This is a genomic window from Allomuricauda sp. R78024 (genome assembly GCF_044596045.1).
GTDB lineage: Bacteria > Bacteroidota > Bacteroidia > Flavobacteriales > Flavobacteriaceae > Flagellimonas.
In genome coordinates this window covers 1,819,985-1,841,264 of the sequence record NZ_CP138995.1, presented here as the reverse complement: position 1 = coordinate 1,841,264, position 21,280 = coordinate 1,819,985, and the positions used below count along the sequence as shown (strand labels likewise).

Genomic DNA, 21,280 nt, shown 5'->3' with positions numbered 1-21,280 from the left:
TTTAAACAAATTTATGATAATATTGAACCATCAATTAACAGAGCCTTGGCAAAAAGCTAGATCTTAGTTGCCCTTAGCATTTCCCGTTTACCGGGAGGACCTGGCAATCGTTCAACTTTAAAACCTACGGCCTGCAAAGCCCTTCTTACACTCCCCTTAGCAGCATAGGTTACCAAAACCCCTTCCTGTTTCATCGCCTGATACATTTTTAAAAATACCTCTTCTGTCCATAATTCTGGTTGTACCCTAGCGCCAAAGGCATCAAAATAAACCAGGTTGAACAAATTAATGTCGTTTATCGAATTAAAATCCTTCAACTGCTTTTTGAGTTGAAACCCATCTGTAACGGAAACTTGACTTTCCCATTCAGATTTGTGCATTTTTTCAAAAGATCCCTGATGCTCTCTTGAATTCAACTGCGTGCAATAATCCAATTCCTTAACCTCAGCAAAGGAAACTGGAAATGCTTCAACCCCAACGTAATTAACTTGCAAATTCAATTTTTCTACTTCTAAAAGTGTAATCAACGCATTAAGTCCCGTACCAAAACCAATTTCCAGAATGCTAATCCTTGTGCTCTTGAACAATCTAAGTCCATGCTCAATAAAGACATGATACGCCTCTTGAATTGCTCCATGTTTGGAATGATACTGCTCATCCCAATCCTCTATTTGGATTGTTTTTGAACCATCACCCGTTACTATTATTCTTCTTTTCAAAATATTATAGCCTTTTACCCCATACTATCATTACAATTTCTTGTTATCCTTTGAACAAGATGCATCAAAAATGTTAAAACAATTAGGGATTGGGAAAAACTTAATTTTTTAGTTTAAAACTGTTTAATTTTAATCTAAAAGTAAGCAATGCTATTGCTTATTGTTTAATTTTATCGGTTCAAATTCTTTTAGCATGGGAACAATGACAAACACCTTGACGGTAGAAAAGGCAAAGACCTCCAAAATTAAAGATGTAGATTTTGATAATCTTTCTTTTGGAAGTATTTATACTGATCACATGCTCGTATGTGATTATAAAGATGGCGAATGGAAAACTCCCAAGGTTGTTCCTTACCAACCTTTAACCCTGGATCCTTCCGCAAAAATCTTTCATTACGGACAATCCATTTTTGAAGGAATGAAAGCCTACAAAGATGATGAAGGTAGTGTTTGGCTATTTAGACCGTTAGAAAATTTTAAACGTTTGAACAAATCTGCCAAGCGTATAGCTATACCAGAACTTCCTGAAGAATATTTTATGGAAGGGCTCACCACGCTTTTGCAAGTTGAGAAAGATTGGATTCCACAAAACCCAGGAAGCTCTTTATATATTCGCCCGTTTATTTTAGCCTCGGGAACAGGTTTCCATGCCTCACCCGCAGATGAGTACAAGTTCATTATTGCCTGTGCTCCATCTGGCGCATATTTTTCAGGCAAAGTAAAAGTGTTAATAGAGGAGAACTATTCTAGGGCTGCCAACGGTGGTGTAGGATATGCCAAGGCTGGGGGGAATTATGCTGGACAATTTTATCCAACCCAATTGGCCATTGAAAAAGGGTACAATCAGGTTATTTGGACAGATGACAATGAGCATGAGTACATAGAAGAAGCTGGTGCCATGAATATTTTTATTCGGATAAATGACACCTTAATAACTGGACCTACCAGTGATCGTATACTTGACGGTATTACTCGTAAAAGTATTTTGGATATAGCAAAAGATGAAGGTATTGTTACTGAAGTCCGTAAAATATCCGTTACTGAAGTTGTAGAAGCGGCTAAAGCAGGAACATTAAAAGAAATGTTTGGTGCTGGCACCGCTGCCGTGGTATCGCCAATAGCTTCTTTTGGCTATAAGGACACTGACTTTGATTTGCCAGAATTGACAGACAGCTACGCATCTAGACTTAAAAAACGAATTACCGATATTCAATATAATAGAGCTGAAGATAAATTTGGCTGGAGATTTAAAGTACAGTAAACAAAAAAGCGCCTTTACGGCGCTTTTTTATTTGTCTAAAACTCCTTGAATATTTGGTTTAAAATAGTTAGGCCCTTTAAGTACTTTCCCATCTTCTCTATAAATAGGATTACCGTCTGATCCCAACTTACTCATATTGCTTCGTTGGATTTCTTCAAAGACCTCTTCAATTTTGTATTGCATTCCATGCTCCAAAATGGTTCCACAAAGTATATACAGCATATCACCCAAGGCGTCGGCGACCTCAACCAAGTCACCGTCATTGGCAGCTTCTAAATATTCCTTATTCTCTTCATCCATAAGATTGAACCGCAATTGATTCTTTGCTTCTCCCAAATTGGCTTTTGGTTCTTTTAAAACACCTAGACCAAAAGAATTGTGGAATAACTCCACCGCCTTTATTTTACTTTCCATTACACTTGAATTGATTTAGCTTTGCATAAAAATAAAAAATATGTTCAGCACAGGACAATTAATTTTTGCAGCACTTTTCGTTGTAGTTTTTATAGTAATCATAGCCCTATCATACCGCAAGGACAAAAACATGCACAAAAAAAATTACAAAGGAGTAAAGTGGGTTTTAATTTCTTTTATCACATTCGTAATTATTTTGTTCTTGATTAAATACTTTCTTAAAAATTAACAAGAACATTGACTTCACCACAAAAAATAAAAGTTTTACAACTTTAATCAGAGTGCAACTCGTATACTATAGGAAAAGACGTACTTTTGTTTAACATTAGTTTAGCATATTCAAATGACAACATTTTTCACACTTCTATTCATTTTGCTTGCGGTTAATGCAATTCTATTAATTTTCAGTGTTAATGGAACCAAGGAAAGGTCTAGAAAACCAATTCAAAAAATCTCGGAGACTTCAATTACAAAAATTTTCCCCAACGAACCCTCCGAAACCGAATACAAAAAAGCTGTATAGTTTGTACCTTTAGGGTATGAAGCAGGCTTTTCTCGTTTTTTTAGGCGGTGGATTAGGTAGCGTTCTTCGCTATGTTATCTCAAAACCTCTAAATATTTTACTTCAAAATTTTTTCTTAGGTACCTTTTTAGTCAACATTGCTGGTTGTCTGCTTATTGGCATTATTCTGGGCCTATCTTCACGAAATAATTTACTTTCAATTAACAGTACCCTTTTCCTAGCAACTGGTTTTTGTGGAGGATTCACAACTTTTTCCGCATTTGCGTTTGAAAAGCACAGTCTATTAAAAAATAGTGAGCTTTTTCATTTTTCCGTTTACACCATTGCCAGTATTGTAGTAGGCGTTCTAGCTGTTGCTTTAGGCATATGGCTCTCAAAACTAGGAGAGTAGTTACAAAATCAATTTTTCTTATTTCTTTTTGTTATTTATTAAACATTTTTCATTTAAATCGATGATTTTCACTTTAAATCGTTGATATGTAATGGTCATGTTAAGAAAAAATCATTAAATATTTAATAAAAGTATATTTAAAATCACATACCCCTAAAAAAATAGGGGTATTTCTTTTTTAAACATAAAAATAAAGATGATAGCCTCCATTTATAGATGGTCTTTATTGAATTAACATATATTTGGCGCATCAATTAACTACTTAATTATGAAAAAAGTCGAGGCAATTATTAGAAAATCCAAATTTGATGAGGTGAAAAAAGCGCTTCATGAAATTGAGGTAAACTTCTTCAGTTACTGGGATGTAACCGGAGTTGGTAATGAAAAACAAGGGCATGTATATCGTGGTATTTCATATAGCACTTCAGATATACAAAGAAGGTACTTGGTCATTGTAGTATCAGATGACTTCTTGGAACGCACAGTAGAAACTTTATTGAATTCCGCTTCCACAGGAAACGTAGGAGATGGAAAAATCTTTGTTTCTGATGTTATAGAAGCCTACAGGGTAAGAACCAAGGAAAGCGGAAGTGCCGGAATAAACTAACAACTAAACTAACTATCAATATTTAAAGATTATGGACGCAGGATTGTTTACAGCAAATAACATATGGATGATGGTTTGTACCGCCCTAGTGTTTTTTATGCACTTAGGATTCTCTTTCTTAGAGATTGGTCTTACCAGACAAAAGAATACCGTAAATATTTTATTTAAGAATGTATTTATAATATGTGTTGGATTATTACTCTATTATATTGGAGGCTTTAATCTAATGTACCCAGGTTTTGAAGATGGAGACTTAGGTTTCTTCAAGTTTGCAGGATTTGGAATTGCAGCCCCTGAGGGCGGAATGACCCCAGATTATGCAAGTGGAGGCTATACTTGGTGGACAGATTTCTTATTCCAAGGAATGTTCGCAGCGACAGCAGCAACTATTGTTTCTGGTGCGGTAGCAGAACGGATTAAACTTGGAGCTTTTATGATTTTCACCTTAATATATGTAGGCCTTGTTTACCCAATAGTAGGTTCATGGCAATGGGGAAGCGGATTCCTTTCTTCACTTTCTTATGGTGAAGCTGAAGGTTTCTATGACTTTGCAGGCTCTACATTGGTTCACTCTGTAGGTGGATGGGGCGCTTTGATTGCTATCTATCTTTTAGGTGCAAGAATTGGAAAATTTGGCGAAGACGGTAAAGCCAAGGCCATACCGGGTCATAATTTACCTTTTGCAGCAGCAGGGGTGCTAATACTTTGGCTAGGGTGGTTTGGTTTTAACGGTGGTTCTGTACTTTCAGGAGACCCAGCGGGCACCTCACTCGTTTTAGTAACTACTTGTTTAGCTGCCGCGGCAGGTGGAGTGTCAGCATTCTTAACCTCATGGATCAAATACAAAAACTTTGACCTAACCATGTTCTTGAATGGTATTCTTGGAGGATTGGTAGGTATTACCGCTGGTGCAGACCAAATGTCACCAAATGAAGCAGTAATTATTGGACTTCTAGCTGGGGTTATCATTGTATTTGGTGTCGCCCTTATTGATAAACTTAAGCTTGATGATCCCGTAGGTGCCGTAGCAGTACATTTAATCTGTGGTATCTGGGGTACACTAGCTGTTGGTATATTTGGAGGACTTGCAGGTATGGACCAATTTTTAGTGCAATTGGCAGGTGTAGGTGCAGCAGCAACGTTCTGCTCCCTCAGTGCATTTATCATCCTCTTCACCATTAAGAAAGTTTCAGGTCTAAGGGTTTCCGAAGAAGAAGAATTGGAAGGTTTAGACATCCATGAACATGGAATGGATGCTTACGCTGATTTTAGAATGAATCAACACTAATACAAAAAAGGAAACGGAGCGTTTGGCAGAACGCTCCGTTATATAACCTTTTCAAATTACAAAACTCTACAATTAAAATTAAATGTTTCTCTAATAGAGAACACCTAAAATAATTAAGATATGAAAACGATTATAAACACAAAATACGTAAAAAATTTAGCTTTTGCAGCTTTGGCCTTAGTATCTCTAACTGCTTTTGGGCAAGAGGAAGAAGAAGCAAAACCAAAGTTTGAATTTAGCGGAACTGTTGATGCATATTACAGAACCAACCTTACCGCTCCCAATGGCGAAGACGCTATAGCACCTGGGTCTTCATTTGCAAATTTGGATGGATTTTCTCTAGGTATGGCCAATGTGATTGCAGCTTATGAAGGTGAAAAAGTTGGATTTGTAGCTGATTTGGTTTTTGGACCAAGAGGATCAGACGCCACATTTAACTCACCACAATACTTGAACTCTGCTGGTGGAGGAACCGGTGAGATTCTTAACCAATTATATGTATACTGGAATGTAAGTGATGCAGTAACGTTGACTTTTGGAAATTTCAATACTTTTTTGGGGTATGAGGTAATTTCTCCTGCAGCTAATTTCAACTATAGTACTTCTTATTTATTTTCATACGGCCCTTTTAGCCATACAGGTTTAAAAGCCGACTTTGATTTAGGTAATGAGTGGTCCGCTATGCTTGCCGTTATGAACCCAACAGATTTAACGGAACTTAATGGTACCGGAGATTATGCAGTTGGCGCTCAATTGGGATATTCTGGCCAGTTCTTGAATTTCTTATACAGCCAAGGTGGGTTTGAGATTGATTATACTGGTGGATTTGATGTAAGCGAAGATTTTTTCTTGGGAATAAATGCCGCTCACTTTAGTCAAGAAGATGATGGCGGTAGTTTTACAGGAGTAGCCCTTTATCCTCAATATGCAACTTCTGAAAACTTTACTATTGGTCTTCGTGGGGAGTACTTTATGGAAAGTGATTCTTTTGGTGCTATTGGCAGCGTATTTGATGCAGATGGTGATGCAAGCGTATTGGCATTGACCCTAACTGGCAGTGCTACTATTGGCGATTTGATTTTAAAGCCTGAAATCAGATTGGACAGTTCATCTGAAGATTCTTTTATAGATAATGATTTGGCTCCAACTGCAAGTTTAGCTTCAGTTCTTTTTGCCGCTATCTATTCTTTCTAGACCCAAAAAATATTTTAATGCTAATAGAAAGCCTTACTCCTTAGGGATTAAGGCTTTTTTAATCCCTATTAAAGGCTTTCACTCCTGCTCTCATATTAGTTCTCAAATAATTTTGCCTTGGCACTAGAGGGCAGGAGTACTTTTTATTATAAACACAATAAGGGTTGTATGCCCTATTGAAATCAATTAAAATAGTGTCTCCTTCTGGGATGGTTAAATCAATATAACGTCCTCCTCCATAAGTTTCCGTTCCATTAGTTTCATCTAAAAAAGGTAGAAAAAGATAGTCTTTATACTCCTCCGTATCCATCAAATCCAAGGTTTGATATATCTCTAACTTATGTTTAATTCCATTAAGCTGAAAATGAGCAATTCCATATACCACTTCTTCAGTTTTCTCGTCTGTAGTGGTGGCAAGTAAAAATGGAATGGCGTCGGGAGTTCGCTCAAATTTAGCCCTCACGATATAATTTGTGTCAGGCTCAAAAAAATCCAAGCCTTCAAAATCCTTTCTATATCTATCAGGGAGAGGAGATGTTTCAGGATTTTTGAAAGTGGCATTTAAATTTTTCTGAAAATTGATTACTTCTTTTATTGCTGATGATTTAACCTGAATCCCAGTTGTTGAAGAATGGTATTTTTTATCTGGCCCACATGCCAATATCAAGAATACAAGAGTCCATATTGAATATTTCATCTACTCAAATAATTTCTAGTAAAAGTAACGGAAATCATTCTTAATAGTACCTTCGCAACAGCTCTCGCATTTAAATTATTTACAAAATGATAAAAAACATATTTCTTTTAGCATTCTTGATGTTTTCAATTTCTTGCATGGATAAAAAACAGACTGGAGATATTCTTAACACTACCCAAAGAGAATTTCCAGAATTAGCGGCTAACAGATACAATGTAGCATTCCTAATTATGGATGGAGTGTACAATACGGAGTTCACTGCTCCATATGATATTTTTCAGCATACTCAATATAGAGAAGGCATTAAAGCCATGAATACTTTTACCGTCGCAAATACTTTGAAACCCATAACCTCTTTTGAAGGAGTGCGTATCCTGCCGGATTTTGATTATACACAAGATTCTATACCCAATATCGACATCCTTGTAGTCCCCAGTGCCGAACACCATTTGGATACAGACTTAAAGGATACTACTATGCTTAATTTTGTGAAAAAAGTGAGTGAAAATGCCCTTTTTGTTACCTCACATTGCGATGGCGCATTTGTTTTAGCCAAAGCCGGGATTTTAGACCAGGTGGTTTCTACAACTTTTCCAAGCGATATTGAAAAATACAAAGCTATGTTTCCTCAATTAAAAGTTAAGGATAGTGTTCTTTTTGTGCACGATGGAAAATTTATTACCTCCGCTGGTGGCGCCAAAAGTTTTGAAGCGGCCCTATACCTATGCGAACATCTTTATGGGAAGGAAATTGCCGAATCCATTGCAGGAGGATTGGTAATTGATTGGGACCTAAATAGTTTTCCAAGACTTATTCCTCAATAATCTCGTAACGAGCATCTTTTAGATACTGTTCGACCAACTTATTGAATTTTGGTGTTATCCGAAGTAAGGCTGTGCCTTCTAAGCTATATAACCTATCAGCATCTTTAAATCCATTTTTTAAAGCTTCCTCTAAATAAAATAATGCCGTTCCAAAATCTTCATTTTTTGCACTTAGGGTTATTGTCTCCAAATAAAATTCAAAATTCTGAGGTTCTAAAATAGTCTTTAGCATGTATAAGAGTGCTAACGCATCTTCATCTATTAAAGCTTCGGACCTTACAATATCAATATTATCTTCGGTCAAAGCATTAATATAGCCAAGTAAACGAACTCCCATTTCTTTTTCATAGCTATTGCTCCCTGAAATAAACTTATCTATCTCACTTTTTTGATAACTCCACCAACCTAAATTGTTGAAATTATGTGTGATAACATCCTCCTCCATATAATATTGGTAATCTTCTTTTAACAGGGATTCTTTAAAAAAGGCTGCATTTTCTGTTCTTCGCATCGTTTTAAAACGCTGATCCCTTCTAATGCTTTTTTGAATTTGTCTTAGGGAATCCAGATTTTTATGTGCGCCATAAATAGACATCATTTCGCTCAAATACTGCTCAGCCAAAAGCAGTTTCTGAGAATTTTTCAATTTGTTCGCTTTAAGAACATCCTCATTGAATGCTTTATCAATATATGCTGAATCTTTTGCTACGAATCCTTTTGCCATTGCACTCAATGTAAACAATTGCATCGACCTCTTAAGGTAACTAATATCCGGCCATTCCTTTTGTTCTTCATATAACAGCACCTGGTTTGGAAATCTAAATCTGTCCAAAACCTTTTTGGTAGCAAGCATTTCAGTGAAATTGTAATCACTCTTGTTTGTAATGCCAATAAAATGAAATGCGCGTTTAATGTTTAACAAATCAGTATTTGCAATAGAAGAACCTATGGAAATAACGCCTTTTACATTTTTTATAAAAATTGGAACCAGATTAGCGAAGCGAGCACTTGAGGCAGCCCCAGCAGAATACACACGTCCTCTATGAATAGGAAGAATGCTCATCACCTTGTTAAGCACCTTTCCCGCTTTAACCATACTATTGGATAGCGAAACACTATCCAAAATTCTAGGCGCAACAAGCACATAACCTTCTTGCTCTGCAGCTTGAACAAACATTGAAAGTGCTTGCTTTTCTTTTCCTTCTAAATCAAATATCAACAATAGTGGCCACTTTTTTTCTGTAGTAAAGTCTGTTGGCAAATAAAGAGAGAAAGTATCTGGAACAGAATCATTGACGGGCAGGGCGTCCAAGATTGTTCCCTTTTTCAACACCATTTGCTGCGAAAACCCATGCTGCAACAGGAATATGGCAAGAAAAAGTAAAACATATTTTTTTTTCATAACTCTTTAACAACAAAAATCCGGCCAAAAAAGTATAAGACCACTTAAAAATAATCGAAAATTATTGGAAAACCTTACTGGCTTTTATAGGCCCATTTGCCACAATGTTAGATAAAACTATGTGCGTCCTGCATTCTCCATAGACAATAAGTTCATCTATAAACTTTTCCAAGTGAAACTGATCTTTTAAAACCACTTCCATAATTATATTCTCATTACCGGTTATACGATAACAATTAACCACTTCTTGAAATGATTTTACTTTGCTTAGAAAAGGTTTCAGTTTACCCATGAAGGCCCGCAACATAATGATTGCTTTTAATTGATGCCCGGCCATTGCATAGGAAACAGATGTTCCATACCCCTCGATGACACCAAGGTCTTCCATCTTTTTGACCCGTTCTGCAACCGCCGGTGGAGTTAACCCGACTTTACGACCAATATTCGCAAAAGATTCCCTTGCATTTTGTTGCAAACAATTAAGGATTTCCCAGTTTAATTCATCTATCTTCATATCTAAAGTAAAAAACAATAATAATTTTATAATCAAAAGCAAAATATCATTTATGCTTTAAAAAGTAAAGTTACATTATCTTTTTCATATGTAATTTTATATCTACAAATTGCTATAAAAAAAATGGAGAGAAGTTCTTTAAATTCTCTAGGAGTATATCGTAAATCACTAGCCTTGCGTGATTTGAGCGAAGCCGTTGCTTCCTATTTTTCTTATAATAGAGATATACTGTCTTTGCGAAAGTATGATAGTTTTCGTGATGACATCACCCAATCCCTTATGACAGATGCAGTCCTCATTACCAAAGAGGTGGAACAAGCTGCATTAAGCAATTCATATTCTGTTAGAATGAAGAGTTTAACCTTCATTAACATCATGACCCGCAATATTTTGGCTTATTGTAATGGGCTTGAAAGAGACGGCGTTAAAGAGAAGGAGTACTTAAACCTTCTAAGAAAGGAAATTAAAGTTTTTAGGAGTTCCTTTAAAAAATGGAGAAAGTCTTTCCAAAATGGAAACGACTAACTTAAAGTCACTTTTTACTTCTTAAAGATTTACATATTACGCCTGTATTGCCCCCCAACTTGAAACAATGCTTTTGTAATCTGTCCCAAGGAACTGCATTTCGTCACTTCCATTAGTTTTTCAAATAGATTTTCATTCTTTATTGCGGTCTGTTGGAGTTGTTTCAACTGTTTTTCCGTTTCCTCGTGGTTCCGAATTTGTAAACTCTGCAGTGTTTCTATTTGATTCTTCTTCTCATCCTCCGTTGCCCTAATGACCTCCGCAGGGAGTATTGTAGGTGAGCCTTTGGAACTTAAAAATGTATTTACCCCTATGATGGGATATGCCCCTGAATGTTTTAAAGTTTCATAGTGCAGACTTTCTTCTTGAATTTTTGAACGCTGGTACATCGTCTCCATTGCTCCCAAAACCCCGCCCCGTTCTGTGATTCTGTCAAACTCCAATAAAACCGCTTCTTCCACCAAATCTGTTAACTCTTCAATAATGAATGAGCCCTGCAGGGGATTTTCATTTTTGGCCAAACCCAATTCCTTGTTAATAATCAATTGGATCGCCATGGCCCTTCTCACAGATTCTTCTGTAGGTGTTGTAATTGCTTCATCATAGGCATTGGTATGAAGAGAATTACAATTGTCATAAATAGCATAAAGCGCTTGTAACGTAGTCCTTATATCATTAAAATCAATTTCTTGGGCATGTAAACTTCTGCCAGAAGTTTGAATGTGATACTTCAACATTTGAGCTCTAGAATCTGCTCCATATTTTTCTTTCATCGCCTTAGCCCAAATCTTTCTCGCCACCCTTCCTATTACCGCGTATTCTGGATCTACTCCATTAGAAAAAAAGAATGATAGGTTTGGACCAAACTTATTAATATCCATTCCTCTACTTAAATAGTATTCTACATAAGTAAATCCGTTGGATAAAGTAAACGCCAATTGGGTAATGGGGTTTGCCCCTGCTTCTGCTATATGGTATCCAGATATTGAAACGGAATAGAAATTACGAACCTGATGTTGTATAAAATATTCTTGTACATCACCCATTAATCTAAGTGCAAATTCTGTAGAAAATATGCATGTATTCTGCGCTTGATCTTCTTTTAAAATATCAGCCTGCACTGTTCCTCGTACTTGGTTTAACGTGTTCTTTCTAATTTCATCATAAACTCGTTTAGGCAAAACCTGATCTCCCGTTACACCCAAAAGCATTAAGCCTAAACCATCATTTCCCTTAGGAAGTCTTCCTAAATAAGAGGGTCTTTGGGTCTTCTTCTGCTTGAAAATTGTTTCGATTTTTTGCTCAATCTCTTTTTCCAGGCCTTTTTCCTTGATATACTTTTCACAATTTTGATCAATGGCAGCATTCATGAAAAATGCCAATAACATTGGCGCCGGACCATTAATCGTCATACTTACAGAGGTCATCGGGTTACTTAAATCAAACCCTGAATACAGTTTTTTAGCATCGTCCAAACAACAGATTGAGACTCCCGCATTTCCAATTTTACCATAGATATCCGGTCTATGGTCAGGGTCATTGCCATAAAGGGTCACGGAATCAAAAGCGGTGGAAAGCCTTTTAGCCGGCATATCCAAACTTACATAATGAAAACGTCTGTTAGTGCGCTCTGGACCACCTTCACCTGCAAACATTCTTGTTGGATCTTCCCCTTCTCTTTTAAAAGGGTACAATCCAGAAGTATAGGGAAACTCTCCCGGTACATTTTCCTGTAGACCCCATCTAAGTATATCTCCCCAAGCTTGGTACTTTGGTAATGCTACTTTGGGAATTTTGCTATGGGAGAGTGATTCTGTATGCGTTTCAATATTGACTTCTTTACCTCTTACCTTAAAGGAATAAATTTCTGATTTATATGTGTTTATTTTATCCTGCCATTTTAAAATAGATTCCCAGTTATGGGGATCAAGATTTAGTTTCACCTTATCAAATTGTGCCAATAACAATTTCACAAATGGAAGCTCATCGTTCTGAACCTGTTTTAGAATTACATCATTATCAAGTCCTGATTTTATTAAATGAGATTTCTCACTCCCGTCTAAAATAACAGATAAAATGGTCTGATGAATCCCGAATAATTTTTGGGCCACGATAACTTGCTCATCAACTTTTTTATCATAAGCCCTGTTACTTTCCGCTATTTCAGATAAATATCTTGTTCTTGCAGGAGGAATAACAAATATCTTTTCGGCCATTTCATTAGTGACTTCAAAATTTGAAACCAACTTTGAGCCTGCTTTTGAAACCAATGTATCCATCACAACCTTATAGAGCTTGTTCATTCCGGGGTCATTGAACTGGGACGCAATTGTTCCAAAAATTGGCAGGTCAGCCTGGTTAACATCCCACAATCCTTGGTTGCGCATGTATTGCTTTTTCACATCACGCAAAGCATCCAAAGCTCCTCTTTTATCAAACTTGTTTATGGCAACAACATCTGCAAAATCCAGCATGTCTATTTTTTCAAGCTGTGTGGCAGCTCCAAATTCAGGGGTCATTACATATAGCGAAACATCACTATGTTCTATGATTTCAGTATCAGACTGGCCAATACCAGAAGTTTCAAGAATAATCAAATCAAAACTAGCGGCCTTAAGCACTTGGACTGCTTCTGCTACATGTTTGGAAAGTGCCAGATTGGATTGTCTTGTAGCTAAGGAACGCATGTAAACTCTCTCATTGTTAATGGCATTCATCCTGATTCTATCACCTAACAATGCTCCGCCGGTTTTTCTCTTGGAAGGATCAATAGAAATTATTCCGATATGTTTCTCTGGAAAATCACTCAAAAACCTCCTGACCAACTCGTCTACCAAGCTAGACTTTCCTGCTCCCCCCGTTCCTGTTATACCAAGGACGGGAACTTTTTTAGTTCTATTGTTTATTTCATTTTGGTATTCTTCAAATACCTCATGCTTATTTTCTGCTAAAGAAATAAGTCTAGCAATTGTATTTACCTGTTTCTCCAAAAGTAATTCGGGCAGTTTCTTTTCCTTCGGTAATACTAAGTTGGGAACCTCTGTATCGCAACGTTCTACCAAATCGTTGATCATTCCCTGAAGACCCATTTCCCTACCATCATCAGGAGAATAAATTCTTTCTATTCCATAATCGACCAATTCCTTGATCTCTTTTGGAAGGATTACCCCTCCTCCTCCTCCAAAAATCTTAATATGTTCTGCACCCTTTTCTTTGAGCAAATCGAACATATACCTAAAGTATTCATTATGGCCTCCTTGATAAGAAGTCATTGCTATAGCATTGGCATCTTCTTGGATAGCACAATCCACAACCTCTTCTGCACTTCTATCATGACCCAAATGAATTACTTCAACCCCAGTAGATTGTATAATACGCCTCATAATATTGATAGCAGCATCGTGACCATCAAACAAAGAAGCAGCGGTAACAATTCTAATTTTATTTTTAGGTTTATAGGGCTTTGATTGTTCCATTGATAAAAAAGGGTCTGTTTTAGGCCTGCAATTTACGGAAAATGCAACTTCTAATTGATTTTGATTAGAATTTTATAAAAATTGAGGAGCCTTCAAGTTGCTTTTTTTGAATGTCATAATTTTATCTGGTTAAAATATTTCTAATGAAGCTGACCATACTCATCCATTGTCCTGATCAATCTGGAATTATAAGTTCCGTCACCCATTTTATTCACGAGCACAAGGGCAATATTATTTACTTGGATCAGCATGTTGACAAGGAGGCCGGAGTATTTTTTATGAGATTGGAAAGCGAATTTGAAAAGGCCATTGATGTTTCATTTTTTAAAGAAGTATTTGAACAGAAGTTGGCGGAAAAATATAAAATGAAATGGGGTATGCACTTAGATGGGGAAAAACCGAAAATGGCCATTTTTGTATCCAAATACAATCATTGTATTTATGATTTGTTAAGCAGATATCATTCTGGAGAATTATTGGTAGACATTCCATTTATAATAAGCAATCACCAAGACTTAGAATATATAGCAGATCAGTTTAAAATTCCGTATTATCATATACCTGTTACTAAAGACACCAAAACGTCTGCAGAGGAAAAGCAATTGGAACTATTAAAGAAATATCGGGTTGATTTTATTGTTTTGGCCAGGTATATGCAGATTCTGTCTCCAAAAGTGATCGATGTTTATCCCCAAAAAATAATAAATATCCACCATTCCTTTTTACCCGCTTTTGCCGGAGCAAAACCCTATCACGCTGCTTTTGAACGAGGAGTAAAGATTATTGGAGCTACGAGCCATTATGTAACAACAGAATTAGATGCCGGACCAATCATTGAGCAGGACGTAACCACCGTGTCACACTCACATTCCATAAAAGATTTTATAACAAAAGGAAGGGATTTGGAAAAAATTGTGCTTTCGCGTGCAGTTCAACTTCATGTTGCAAGAAAAACTATTGTTTATAATAATAAAACGGTGATTTTTTCTTAAAAACACTCTGAGAAAATTCTGTTTCTTCCGCTTTAGCAGTAATTTCACTTTAACTATAAAAACATATATATGAAACGAATACTGCTATGCATATTGGTGTTTCAGCTTGTGGGTTGTGCTGAATTGCAACAAGTTGTAAATCAATTACCACAAGGAACAACTGGTATTGGAAATGCTGAAATTGCTCAAGGTCTCAGGGATGCACTTAACCTTGGGGTAGAAAAACAGGTAAATAAATTGACCCTAAAGGATGGTTTTTTTAGAAATGAATTGGTTAAAATTTTATTGCCAGAAGAGTTAAAGAAAGTTGATAAGACTCTAAGAGACGTAGGCTTGGGGAATTTGGCGGATGAAGGACTCAGAATTCTTAACAGAGCCGCAGAAGATGCCGTAAAGGAAGCCACTCCTATTTTTGTAGATGCTGTAAAAGGAATCACCTTTAACGATGCCAAGCAAATCTTACTTGGAAATGACAATGCCGCAACGTCCTACTTGGAACAATCTACCAAAGTAAAGTTATATGACAAGTTTAATCCTGTAATCAAAAATTCGTTTGCCAAAGTTGGTGCAGATCAAATTTGGAATAATATTATCACCAAGTATAACAAATTACCCTTAACAAATGATGTAAATCCAGATTTAACGGACTATACAACTCAAGAAGCTTTGAATGGAGTATATGCGATGATTGCTGTTGAAGAAAAGGAAATAAGAACTAAAATTGCATCAAGATCAACAGAATTGTTAAAAAAGGTCTTTGCTTTGCAAGATTAATTATAAATTTTTCTTAATTATGCAATAACGATGGAGTTTCATCGTTATTATCTCAAATAAAAAGAGAAAATTATAACAAAATCCTAAAGTTAAATTAACCTTGGCTACAAGGTTAATTTGGAATTTTGCAACAAATTATCTGAGTTAGCATTTTTTTGAGTTAGTTAGTTTAAACCGGTGTTCTCACCGGTTTTTTCGTTCTCTACAACTGACTATTAATCAGCGCCTTATTAACCACAATATCTAGAGTAAAAAAAAGTCTTAAAAGGTAAACTATTATCGGGAGTTACGTTTTTTAAGATTTATTTAACATTTCGAGTTTGTTAAATCAGTAATTTCAAAGTAAGCTAATTCACTAACTTAAAATGAGAAGACCGGGTTTCCTTGTTTTTCTATTTTTCCTAACATGTATGTCATGCATTGCAAAGACATACAATAATGGTGCCGAATTTGAAGATAAATTAGCTCCTCTTGTCCTCCAAGATTCTTTAGAATGGGCGGATTATTATTACAACATCCACCGATACAAAAAGGCCATTTCCATTTATGAAAAGAATTTGGAAAATCCGCATACTGAAAGAACTCATATCCTTAAGAAAATTGCATTAAGTGAAGCTGCCCTGGAAAATTCATCCAAGTCCGCTGCAACCTTAAATGACTATTTGCAATTGGACTTTAATCCAAATTTTCTTTTAAATGAAGGTTTTGATCCTATAAGAGAAAGTAAAGCGTTTAAAAATATATCCGATATTGTTATTCCCCGGGTTACTACATGGTCCTTGTTGTACCTATTTGTTGCAGTAATAGGGTTTTATGTTGTTCTATTAATTGTTTTAAATAGACAAATACATCCTACTTCTCGATTTTTAATTGCGATTTTTATTTTCATTCACTCATTCTTCATTTTACACTTATCCATAAATAGGGCGAATTATTTCTTTGAATACCCGCACACCTATTTAATGTCTACCTGGGCCTCTTTTTTATATGGTCCATTATTGTATTTCTATTTTAAGAATACTTCTCAGAAATATTTATTTAAAGCTAATGACATATTGCATCTAATACCCACAGTAATGCTGTTAGGGTATCTTACTTTTAACGTTTATGTTTTTTCTGGGGAAAGCAAAGTAACGCTTATGCTTTCTAGACTTCAGGAAGGATTAAATCCGCAGGATTCTGGTAAACTGGCGCTATTAGTGGTTTTAAAAATTATTTCTTTAACCGTTTACGGTTACTTTATTAGAAAAGTCTATCTCAAGAGCAAAAAGGAAAAGCTTTTAGGTACCAAAAATCAGATATGGCAAAAAAATATCTATCATATTCATATCTTTTATGTCTTAACCTATACTGCATACGGTATAGTTATCATCAATGGCTTCAAGAATGGAATTTTATTTGATGTCTCTGTTGCTGCCATGGCCTTAATGGTCATTTATGTAGGTTATTCTGCCAATATACAGCCAGATGTTTTTAGCGGAGCTTATGCTTACACAAATAGATTGTTTCCTAAATATGAAAAATCTGGATTGACACCTAGTCTCTCCTATGAGCTTAAGGAGAGCCTCTTGCATCTTTTTGCTGTTGACAAAATTTACAAGGAGAACAATATTAACCTGGATATGGTTGCGCAGAAGCTCAATACTACACGCCATAATGCATCGCAAATAATAAACGAGCATTTTGATGTCAGTTTTCATGAGTTTGTAAATATGTATCGCATCAAGGAAGCAAAGCAATTGCTTATAGATGACAGATCTCGAAGATTAAATATCATCAATGTGGCTTACGAGGTTGGCTACAACAACAAGGTTACGTTCAACAAAGCATTTAAAAAAGATACCCAACTTACTCCCAGTCAGTACCAAAGAAATGTAGTGAGCGCTTAACAATAAAAAGTGGTAAACATAAATCGGTAAGGTAAAGGTTTATAAGGCATTGCTTTAAAGCAAGTTGTTCCACTTATCTTAAATCTCAAAACAGCCCATTAGAATGCTTTACAACGATTCTTCGGTTTCTTTTTAGGGTAAATATTTGAATTAGTCATCAATACGCTATGGGCTGTTTTACTCTTTTTTGTACAATCCATCAAAGGCGGTATTAACTACCTCGTTCCCTTGAAGTATCTCCCAAAGCTGTCTTACGGTGCCATCATCATTTTTGGTCCATGTAATTCTATTTACATAGTTTTTACCATCTTCTTTGGTAAACTCATCTGACGATAGTATCATTTGATTGCCAATCCTATTTCCTTTAAGCTTTAGGTATGTCCCAGCATTATCCACCCAAAGTTGCTCCCATTGTTTGGTCGTTGTATTAAAAAAATTGAGGCTTGTTCCTGTAAAACCAGAACTTGCACTCGTCCAATTTTCTCGAATGACGCAATCCCCTTCCTCTTTGCTAATTTTACTCTTTCCTGCGGCTGTGCCATTATTTGAATCAATAACATCCCACTCTCCTATCCAAAAATCAAAAGCCGAATGTTCTGGGGAACAGCAAGTGCATGAATTATCATTTTGGGCATTCACAAAAAAGGAAGCAAAGAATATTAACGCTAGACATAACTTTTTCATGCGGTACTATTTTACGTTTTGCAAATAACTTATAACCCTCTCATTAAAAACAATAGGTTCTTCCACATTGACTACGTGTCCGCAATCTTCAATTACAAATAATGTAGACTCAACATGTGAATTAACTACTTTTCTAATCGTTGGCAGAAATAAATAATCTTCCCCACCCATGATATAGAATGTCGGAATCTTAACATCCACCGCTCTAAAGAAACGTAGTAAAGGGTTAATTTCAGAAGTCAATTTAAACCATCTAATAAATTCCTTTTGATATAATTTTTTGGCTTCCCTAACAAAGAGCGATCTAGATTCTCTATGATTCTTATTTGGCATAATTACAAACGCAAAAAATTTGTACAACCAGATATAGGGTACTATGGATTTAAAAACAACTCCCAACCGCATTAAAATTTGAGAACGAAGATTCAGCTTCATTATAGCCCCTCCCATTACCATGCTCCTAACTCTATCCGAATACTTTTCAGCCAAATTTCTAATCAGAATTGTACCTAAAGATATTCCAATAAAATGAGATGCTTTTACCTTCTCATAATCCAATACTTCAATAATATCTGCGGTAATAGAATCAAAAGTATATTTATCGTTAAATGCATCTTTAATATTAGGTTTAGAGTTGCCATGCCCCCTTAAATCCAATAGGAGTATATTAAAATGTTTTTTGAAATCTCTTATTTGTTTGTACCAAATGGTAGAACTATCTCCTGCCCCATGAACAAATGTGACCCATTCTTTTGATGTTTTGTGCTGATATTTTGTATAGTGAAGCAATGCCTTTTTTTATAAATGTACGTTAATTTTTTGCTTAGAAATGGTCAGGTTTTTACCCTAGATGGGCGAATTTAGTTAAATTTTAGATAAAGTACCTGATTTCTAGACGTATACACTCCTTCTCCATAGTCCATAGCCCTGTTTTCAACGTATCTTTGTTATAACAAATCTTATAGAATGAAAAATCAGTATTGTAGAGTTGGAGCAGTGACTCCAATCACCAGCGGAAATCAAGCCGTGTCAATTTTAGAGTTCAGGTATCAAAGTTTTATTGAAAAAGCTACTGATGCAACTTATATGGACACCAATTTAGGCGAATTTTTTAAGAGAAAAGCTCAAGGAATTAAAAGAATACTAGAGAATCTAGGCTAAACTATTCATTATAGTTTCCCTAATTCAATCTCCATTTCTTGCTGTATATTTCTTGCTTTGTTAGCTGCCACTTCAGCAAAATCTCCCCCTTGAGAAGCATATAATATACCTCTTGAAGAATTTACAAGTAGCCCTACATTTTTAGTTATACCATATTTACAGACCTCCTGTAAATTACCCCCTTGCGCCCCTACCCCAGGAACCAGTAAAAAGCTATCAGGAACAATCTGTCGTACCTCCTCTAAATGAGATGCCTTGGTCGCTCCCACTACATACATTAAATTTTCATGGTTCTTGTATGTCTTGGATGTTTCTAAAACTTCTTTGTACAACTCATGATTGCCCACATTTTTAGTCTGAAAATCAAAAGCCCCTTGATTAGAGGTCAAAGCCAACAAAATAGTATGTTTATCTTCAAATTCCAAGAATGGTTCTACAGAATCTCTGCCCATATATGGAGCTATGGTGATAGAATCAAAATTTAGCGTTTCAAAAAATGCCTTGGCATACCTGGTTGAAGTATTCCCAATATCTCCCCTTTTGGCGTCTGCAACAGTGAATACCTCAGGGTGTTTTTCATTCAAATATTCCATCGTTCTCTCCAAAGACTTCCACCCTTGTAGACCGTATGCCTCATAAAAAGCTATGTTGGGTTTATAGGCCACACAAAACTGGTGTGTCGCATCTATAATTGCTTTATTGAATGAAAAAATTGGATCTTCATCTTCAAGCAAGTGCTTGGGTATTTTGGCTAAATCAGTATCCAGGCCAACACATAGAAATGATTTTTTTTTGAAAATTTGGCCAACTAGTTCTTGAGTGGTCATAAATTAAAAAATCTCAGATGCTTCTTTCAGTTTCTCCGTATTTTCCACCAACATCAATTCGTCAATAATTTTCTGAACATCTCCATTAATTATATTCTGTAAATCATAAAGAGTTAATCCAATTCTATGGTCCGTAACCCTACCTTGAGAGTAGTTATAGGTTCTAATCTTTGCAGAACGGTCACCACTACTTACCTGCGAATTACGTTTAGCAGCATCTTCTTCTTGTTTTTTGGCCAATTCTAGATCATATAATCTTGAACGCAATACTTTAAAAGCTTTTTCCTTGTTCTTATGCTGAGATTTTTGATCTTGACATTGTGCCACAAGACCTGTTGGAATGTGAGTTAGACGAACGGCAGAATAGGTTGTATTAACGGATTGCCCACCTGGTCCAGAAGAACAGAAAAAGTCAATACGTACATCTTTAGGTTCTATTTGAACATCAAAATCTTCTGCTTCCGGAATTACCATTACTGTAGCGGCACTGGTATGAACCCTGCCCTGGGTTTCTGTCTGTGGCACACGTTGCACACGGTGCACTCCTGCCTCAAACTTGAGCGTACCATAAACATCCTCTCCAGATACCTCAAAATGAATTTCTTTATAACCCCCGCTTGTGCCTTCGTTTAAGTCAATAATATTGGTTCTCCAACCTTTAGATTCGCAATATTTTGAGTACATACGGTATAAATCCCCTGCAAAAATACTGGCTTCATCACCACCGGTTCCTGCCCTGATCTCCATAACAACATCCTTCTCATCTTCTGGGTCTTTCGGTATTAGCAAAAGCTTTATTTCTTCTTCCAGCTTTGGAAGCCCACTTTTGGCCTCATCCAATTGCATTTTGGCCATTTCCAACATTTCCGCATCACTTCCATCAGAAATTATCTCTTCCGCCTCACTAATGTTATTGGTAAGTTCAAGATACTGGTCGCGTTTATCAACAAGCATTTTAAGGTCTTTGTACTCCTTGTTAAGCTTTACATATCTTTTTTGGTCGGTAATGATATCTGGTTGGATAATAAGGTCAGAAACCTCATCAAAACGTTGTTTTACTATATTGAGCTTGTCTAGCATAAATCAATCCGCGTTAAGAATGCGAATTTACGATTTTT

At 36.1% G+C, this 21,280-nt stretch carries 21 protein-coding genes; 11 read left to right on the top strand and 10 right to left on the bottom strand.

What is annotated here, in order from left to right:
* Positions 1-56 precede the first annotated feature (56 nt).
* On the bottom strand, positions 57-719 hold the full coding sequence (mnmD, locus tag SJY44_RS08150) for a tRNA (5-methylaminomethyl-2-thiouridine)(34)-methyltransferase MnmD (protein ID WP_396591984.1): 663 nt from the start codon (positions 717-719) through the stop codon (positions 57-59).
* Between the two features lie 193 nt (positions 720-912).
* Here mnmD and SJY44_RS08145 point away from each other — a divergent pair, with 193 nt between their 5' ends.
* Positions 913-1,980: a branched-chain amino acid aminotransferase gene (locus SJY44_RS08145; protein ID WP_298928372.1), complete on the top strand. Its 1,068-nt coding sequence runs from the start codon at positions 913-915 to the stop codon at positions 1,978-1,980.
* A 27-nt stretch (positions 1,981-2,007) separates the two neighbouring features.
* Here SJY44_RS08145 and SJY44_RS08140 read toward each other — a convergent pair whose 3' ends face one another.
* Complete coding sequence (locus SJY44_RS08140; protein WP_298928375.1) at positions 2,008-2,394, bottom strand: nucleoside triphosphate pyrophosphohydrolase family protein; 387 nt, start codon at positions 2,392-2,394, stop codon at positions 2,008-2,010.
* A gap of 539 nt (positions 2,395-2,933) precedes the next feature.
* On the opposite strand from SJY44_RS08140, the gene crcB reads away from it, so the two are divergent.
* From crcB to SJY44_RS08120, 4 genes are all read left to right on the top strand, one after another.
* Positions 2,934-3,308, top strand: a complete 375-nt coding sequence (gene crcB / locus SJY44_RS08135) for a fluoride efflux transporter CrcB (protein WP_396591983.1) — start codon at positions 2,934-2,936, stop codon at positions 3,306-3,308.
* A gap of 268 nt (positions 3,309-3,576) precedes the next feature.
* Positions 3,577-3,915: a P-II family nitrogen regulator gene (locus SJY44_RS08130; RefSeq protein ID WP_298928384.1), complete on the top strand. Its 339-nt coding sequence runs from the start codon at positions 3,577-3,579 to the stop codon at positions 3,913-3,915.
* Between the two features lie 31 nt (positions 3,916-3,946).
* On the top strand, positions 3,947-5,203 hold the full coding sequence (locus SJY44_RS08125) for an ammonium transporter (RefSeq protein WP_396591982.1): 1,257 nt from the start codon (positions 3,947-3,949) through the stop codon (positions 5,201-5,203).
* A 120-nt stretch (positions 5,204-5,323) separates the two neighbouring features.
* Positions 5,324-6,397 carry a porin gene (locus SJY44_RS08120; protein WP_298928389.1) on the top strand — a complete coding sequence of 358 codons (1,074 nt, stop codon included), beginning with the start codon at positions 5,324-5,326 and terminating at the stop codon, positions 6,395-6,397.
* Between the two features lie 58 nt (positions 6,398-6,455).
* Here SJY44_RS08120 and SJY44_RS08115 read toward each other — a convergent pair whose 3' ends face one another.
* Positions 6,456-7,094, bottom strand: a complete 639-nt coding sequence (locus tag SJY44_RS08115) for a DUF1684 domain-containing protein (RefSeq protein ID WP_396591981.1) — start codon at positions 7,092-7,094, stop codon at positions 6,456-6,458.
* Positions 7,095-7,180: 86 nt separating this feature from the next.
* On the opposite strand from SJY44_RS08115, the gene SJY44_RS08110 reads away from it, so the two are divergent.
* Positions 7,181-7,918 (top strand): DJ-1/PfpI family protein, encoded by a 738-nt coding sequence (locus SJY44_RS08110; RefSeq protein WP_396591980.1) that lies wholly within the window; start codon positions 7,181-7,183, stop codon positions 7,916-7,918.
* On the opposite strand, the gene SJY44_RS08105 is transcribed toward SJY44_RS08110, so the two are convergent.
* Together SJY44_RS08105 and SJY44_RS08100 are read right to left on the bottom strand one after the other, a co-directional pair.
* The gene (locus SJY44_RS08105; protein WP_298928396.1) at positions 7,905-9,320 is read right to left on the bottom strand and encodes an alpha/beta hydrolase; all 1,416 of its coding nucleotides are present in this window, start codon (positions 9,318-9,320) and stop codon (positions 7,905-7,907) included. The genes SJY44_RS08110 and SJY44_RS08105 overlap by 14 nt on opposite strands.
* Before the next feature lie 61 nt (positions 9,321-9,381).
* Positions 9,382-9,834, bottom strand: a complete 453-nt coding sequence (locus SJY44_RS08100; protein WP_298928399.1) for an Lrp/AsnC family transcriptional regulator — start codon at positions 9,832-9,834, stop codon at positions 9,382-9,384.
* A gap of 123 nt (positions 9,835-9,957) precedes the next feature.
* Between SJY44_RS08100 and SJY44_RS08095 the strand changes: the two genes are divergently transcribed.
* On the top strand, positions 9,958-10,359 hold the full coding sequence (locus SJY44_RS08095; RefSeq protein WP_396591979.1) for a hypothetical protein: 402 nt from the start codon (positions 9,958-9,960) through the stop codon (positions 10,357-10,359).
* A gap of 29 nt (positions 10,360-10,388) precedes the next feature.
* Here SJY44_RS08095 and SJY44_RS08090 read toward each other — a convergent pair whose 3' ends face one another.
* Positions 10,389-13,835: a methylmalonyl-CoA mutase family protein gene (locus SJY44_RS08090; RefSeq protein ID WP_396591978.1), complete on the bottom strand. Its 3,447-nt coding sequence runs from the start codon at positions 13,833-13,835 to the stop codon at positions 10,389-10,391.
* A gap of 143 nt (positions 13,836-13,978) precedes the next feature.
* On the opposite strand from SJY44_RS08090, the gene purU reads away from it, so the two are divergent.
* From purU to SJY44_RS08075, 3 genes are all read left to right on the top strand, one after another.
* Positions 13,979-14,827, top strand: coding sequence for a formyltetrahydrofolate deformylase (purU, locus tag SJY44_RS08085; RefSeq protein ID WP_396591977.1), 849 nt, complete (start codon positions 13,979-13,981; stop codon positions 14,825-14,827).
* Positions 14,828-14,896: 69 nt separating this feature from the next.
* Positions 14,897-15,601 carry a DUF4197 domain-containing protein gene (locus SJY44_RS08080; protein ID WP_298928414.1) on the top strand — a complete coding sequence of 235 codons (705 nt, stop codon included), beginning with the start codon at positions 14,897-14,899 and terminating at the stop codon, positions 15,599-15,601.
* A gap of 410 nt (positions 15,602-16,011) precedes the next feature.
* A complete protein-coding gene (locus SJY44_RS08075; RefSeq protein WP_396591976.1) occupies positions 16,012-17,490 on the top strand; it encodes a helix-turn-helix domain-containing protein in 1,479 nt (492 codons plus the stop codon).
* Between the two features lie 177 nt (positions 17,491-17,667).
* Here SJY44_RS08075 and SJY44_RS08070 read toward each other — a convergent pair whose 3' ends face one another.
* Both SJY44_RS08070 and SJY44_RS08065 read right to left on the bottom strand, forming a co-directional pair.
* The gene (locus SJY44_RS08070) at positions 17,668-18,174 is read right to left on the bottom strand and encodes a hypothetical protein (RefSeq protein ID WP_396591975.1); all 507 of its coding nucleotides are present in this window, start codon (positions 18,172-18,174) and stop codon (positions 17,668-17,670) included.
* 6 nt (positions 18,175-18,180) lie between these two features.
* Positions 18,181-18,963, bottom strand: coding sequence for an alpha/beta fold hydrolase (locus SJY44_RS08065; protein WP_396591974.1), 783 nt, complete (start codon positions 18,961-18,963; stop codon positions 18,181-18,183).
* Positions 18,964-19,140: 177 nt separating this feature from the next.
* On the opposite strand from SJY44_RS08065, the gene SJY44_RS08060 reads away from it, so the two are divergent.
* A complete protein-coding gene (locus SJY44_RS08060; RefSeq protein ID WP_298928426.1) occupies positions 19,141-19,335 on the top strand; it encodes a hypothetical protein in 195 nt (64 codons plus the stop codon).
* 8 nt (positions 19,336-19,343) lie between these two features.
* On the opposite strand, the gene pyrF is transcribed toward SJY44_RS08060, so the two are convergent.
* Both pyrF and prfA read right to left on the bottom strand, forming a co-directional pair.
* Positions 19,344-20,162 carry an orotidine-5'-phosphate decarboxylase gene (gene pyrF, locus SJY44_RS08055; RefSeq protein ID WP_396591973.1) on the bottom strand — a complete coding sequence of 273 codons (819 nt, stop codon included), beginning with the start codon at positions 20,160-20,162 and terminating at the stop codon, positions 19,344-19,346.
* Between the two features lie 3 nt (positions 20,163-20,165).
* Entirely contained in the window at positions 20,166-21,242 is a 1,077-nt protein-coding gene (gene prfA, locus SJY44_RS08050; protein ID WP_396591972.1) for a peptide chain release factor 1, read from the bottom strand.
* Between the last annotated feature and the right edge of the window lie 38 nt (positions 21,243-21,280).

Bases quoted from the DNA above. Each gene is read 5' to 3' on its own strand.
- SJY44_RS08145 (WP_298928372.1), top strand. From the start codon at position 913: ATGGGAACAATGACAAACACCTTGACGGTAGAAAAGGCAAAGACCTCC.
- SJY44_RS08140 (WP_298928375.1), bottom strand. From the start codon at position 2,394: ATGGAAAGTAAAATAAAGGCGGTGGAGTTATTCCACAATTCTTTTGGT.
- crcB (WP_396591983.1), top strand. From the start codon at position 2,934: ATGAAGCAGGCTTTTCTCGTTTTTTTAGGCGGTGGATTAGGTAGCGTT.
- SJY44_RS08130 (WP_298928384.1), top strand. From the start codon at position 3,577: ATGAAAAAAGTCGAGGCAATTATTAGAAAATCCAAATTTGATGAGGTG.
- SJY44_RS08125 (WP_396591982.1), top strand. From the start codon at position 3,947: ATGGACGCAGGATTGTTTACAGCAAATAACATATGGATGATGGTTTGT.
- SJY44_RS08120 (WP_298928389.1), top strand. From the start codon at position 5,324: ATGAAAACGATTATAAACACAAAATACGTAAAAAATTTAGCTTTTGCA.
- SJY44_RS08115 (WP_396591981.1), bottom strand. From the start codon at position 7,094: ATGAAATATTCAATATGGACTCTTGTATTCTTGATATTGGCATGTGGG.
- SJY44_RS08110 (WP_396591980.1), top strand. From the start codon at position 7,181: ATGATAAAAAACATATTTCTTTTAGCATTCTTGATGTTTTCAATTTCT.
- SJY44_RS08105 (WP_298928396.1), bottom strand. From the start codon at position 9,320: ATGAAAAAAAAATATGTTTTACTTTTTCTTGCCATATTCCTGTTGCAG.
- SJY44_RS08100 (WP_298928399.1), bottom strand. From the start codon at position 9,834: ATGAAGATAGATGAATTAAACTGGGAAATCCTTAATTGTTTGCAACAA.
- SJY44_RS08095 (WP_396591979.1), top strand. From the start codon at position 9,958: ATGGAGAGAAGTTCTTTAAATTCTCTAGGAGTATATCGTAAATCACTA.
- SJY44_RS08090 (WP_396591978.1), bottom strand. From the start codon at position 13,835: ATGGAACAATCAAAGCCCTATAAACCTAAAAATAAAATTAGAATTGTT.
- purU (WP_396591977.1), top strand. From the start codon at position 13,979: ATGAAGCTGACCATACTCATCCATTGTCCTGATCAATCTGGAATTATA.
- SJY44_RS08080 (WP_298928414.1), top strand. From the start codon at position 14,897: ATGAAACGAATACTGCTATGCATATTGGTGTTTCAGCTTGTGGGTTGT.
- SJY44_RS08075 (WP_396591976.1), top strand. From the start codon at position 16,012: ATGTCATGCATTGCAAAGACATACAATAATGGTGCCGAATTTGAAGAT.
- SJY44_RS08070 (WP_396591975.1), bottom strand. From the start codon at position 18,174: ATGAAAAAGTTATGTCTAGCGTTAATATTCTTTGCTTCCTTTTTTGTG.
- SJY44_RS08060 (WP_298928426.1), top strand. From the start codon at position 19,141: ATGAAAAATCAGTATTGTAGAGTTGGAGCAGTGACTCCAATCACCAGC.
- pyrF (WP_396591973.1), bottom strand. From the start codon at position 20,162: ATGACCACTCAAGAACTAGTTGGCCAAATTTTCAAAAAAAAATCATTT.
- prfA (WP_396591972.1), bottom strand. From the start codon at position 21,242: ATGCTAGACAAGCTCAATATAGTAAAACAACGTTTTGATGAGGTTTCT.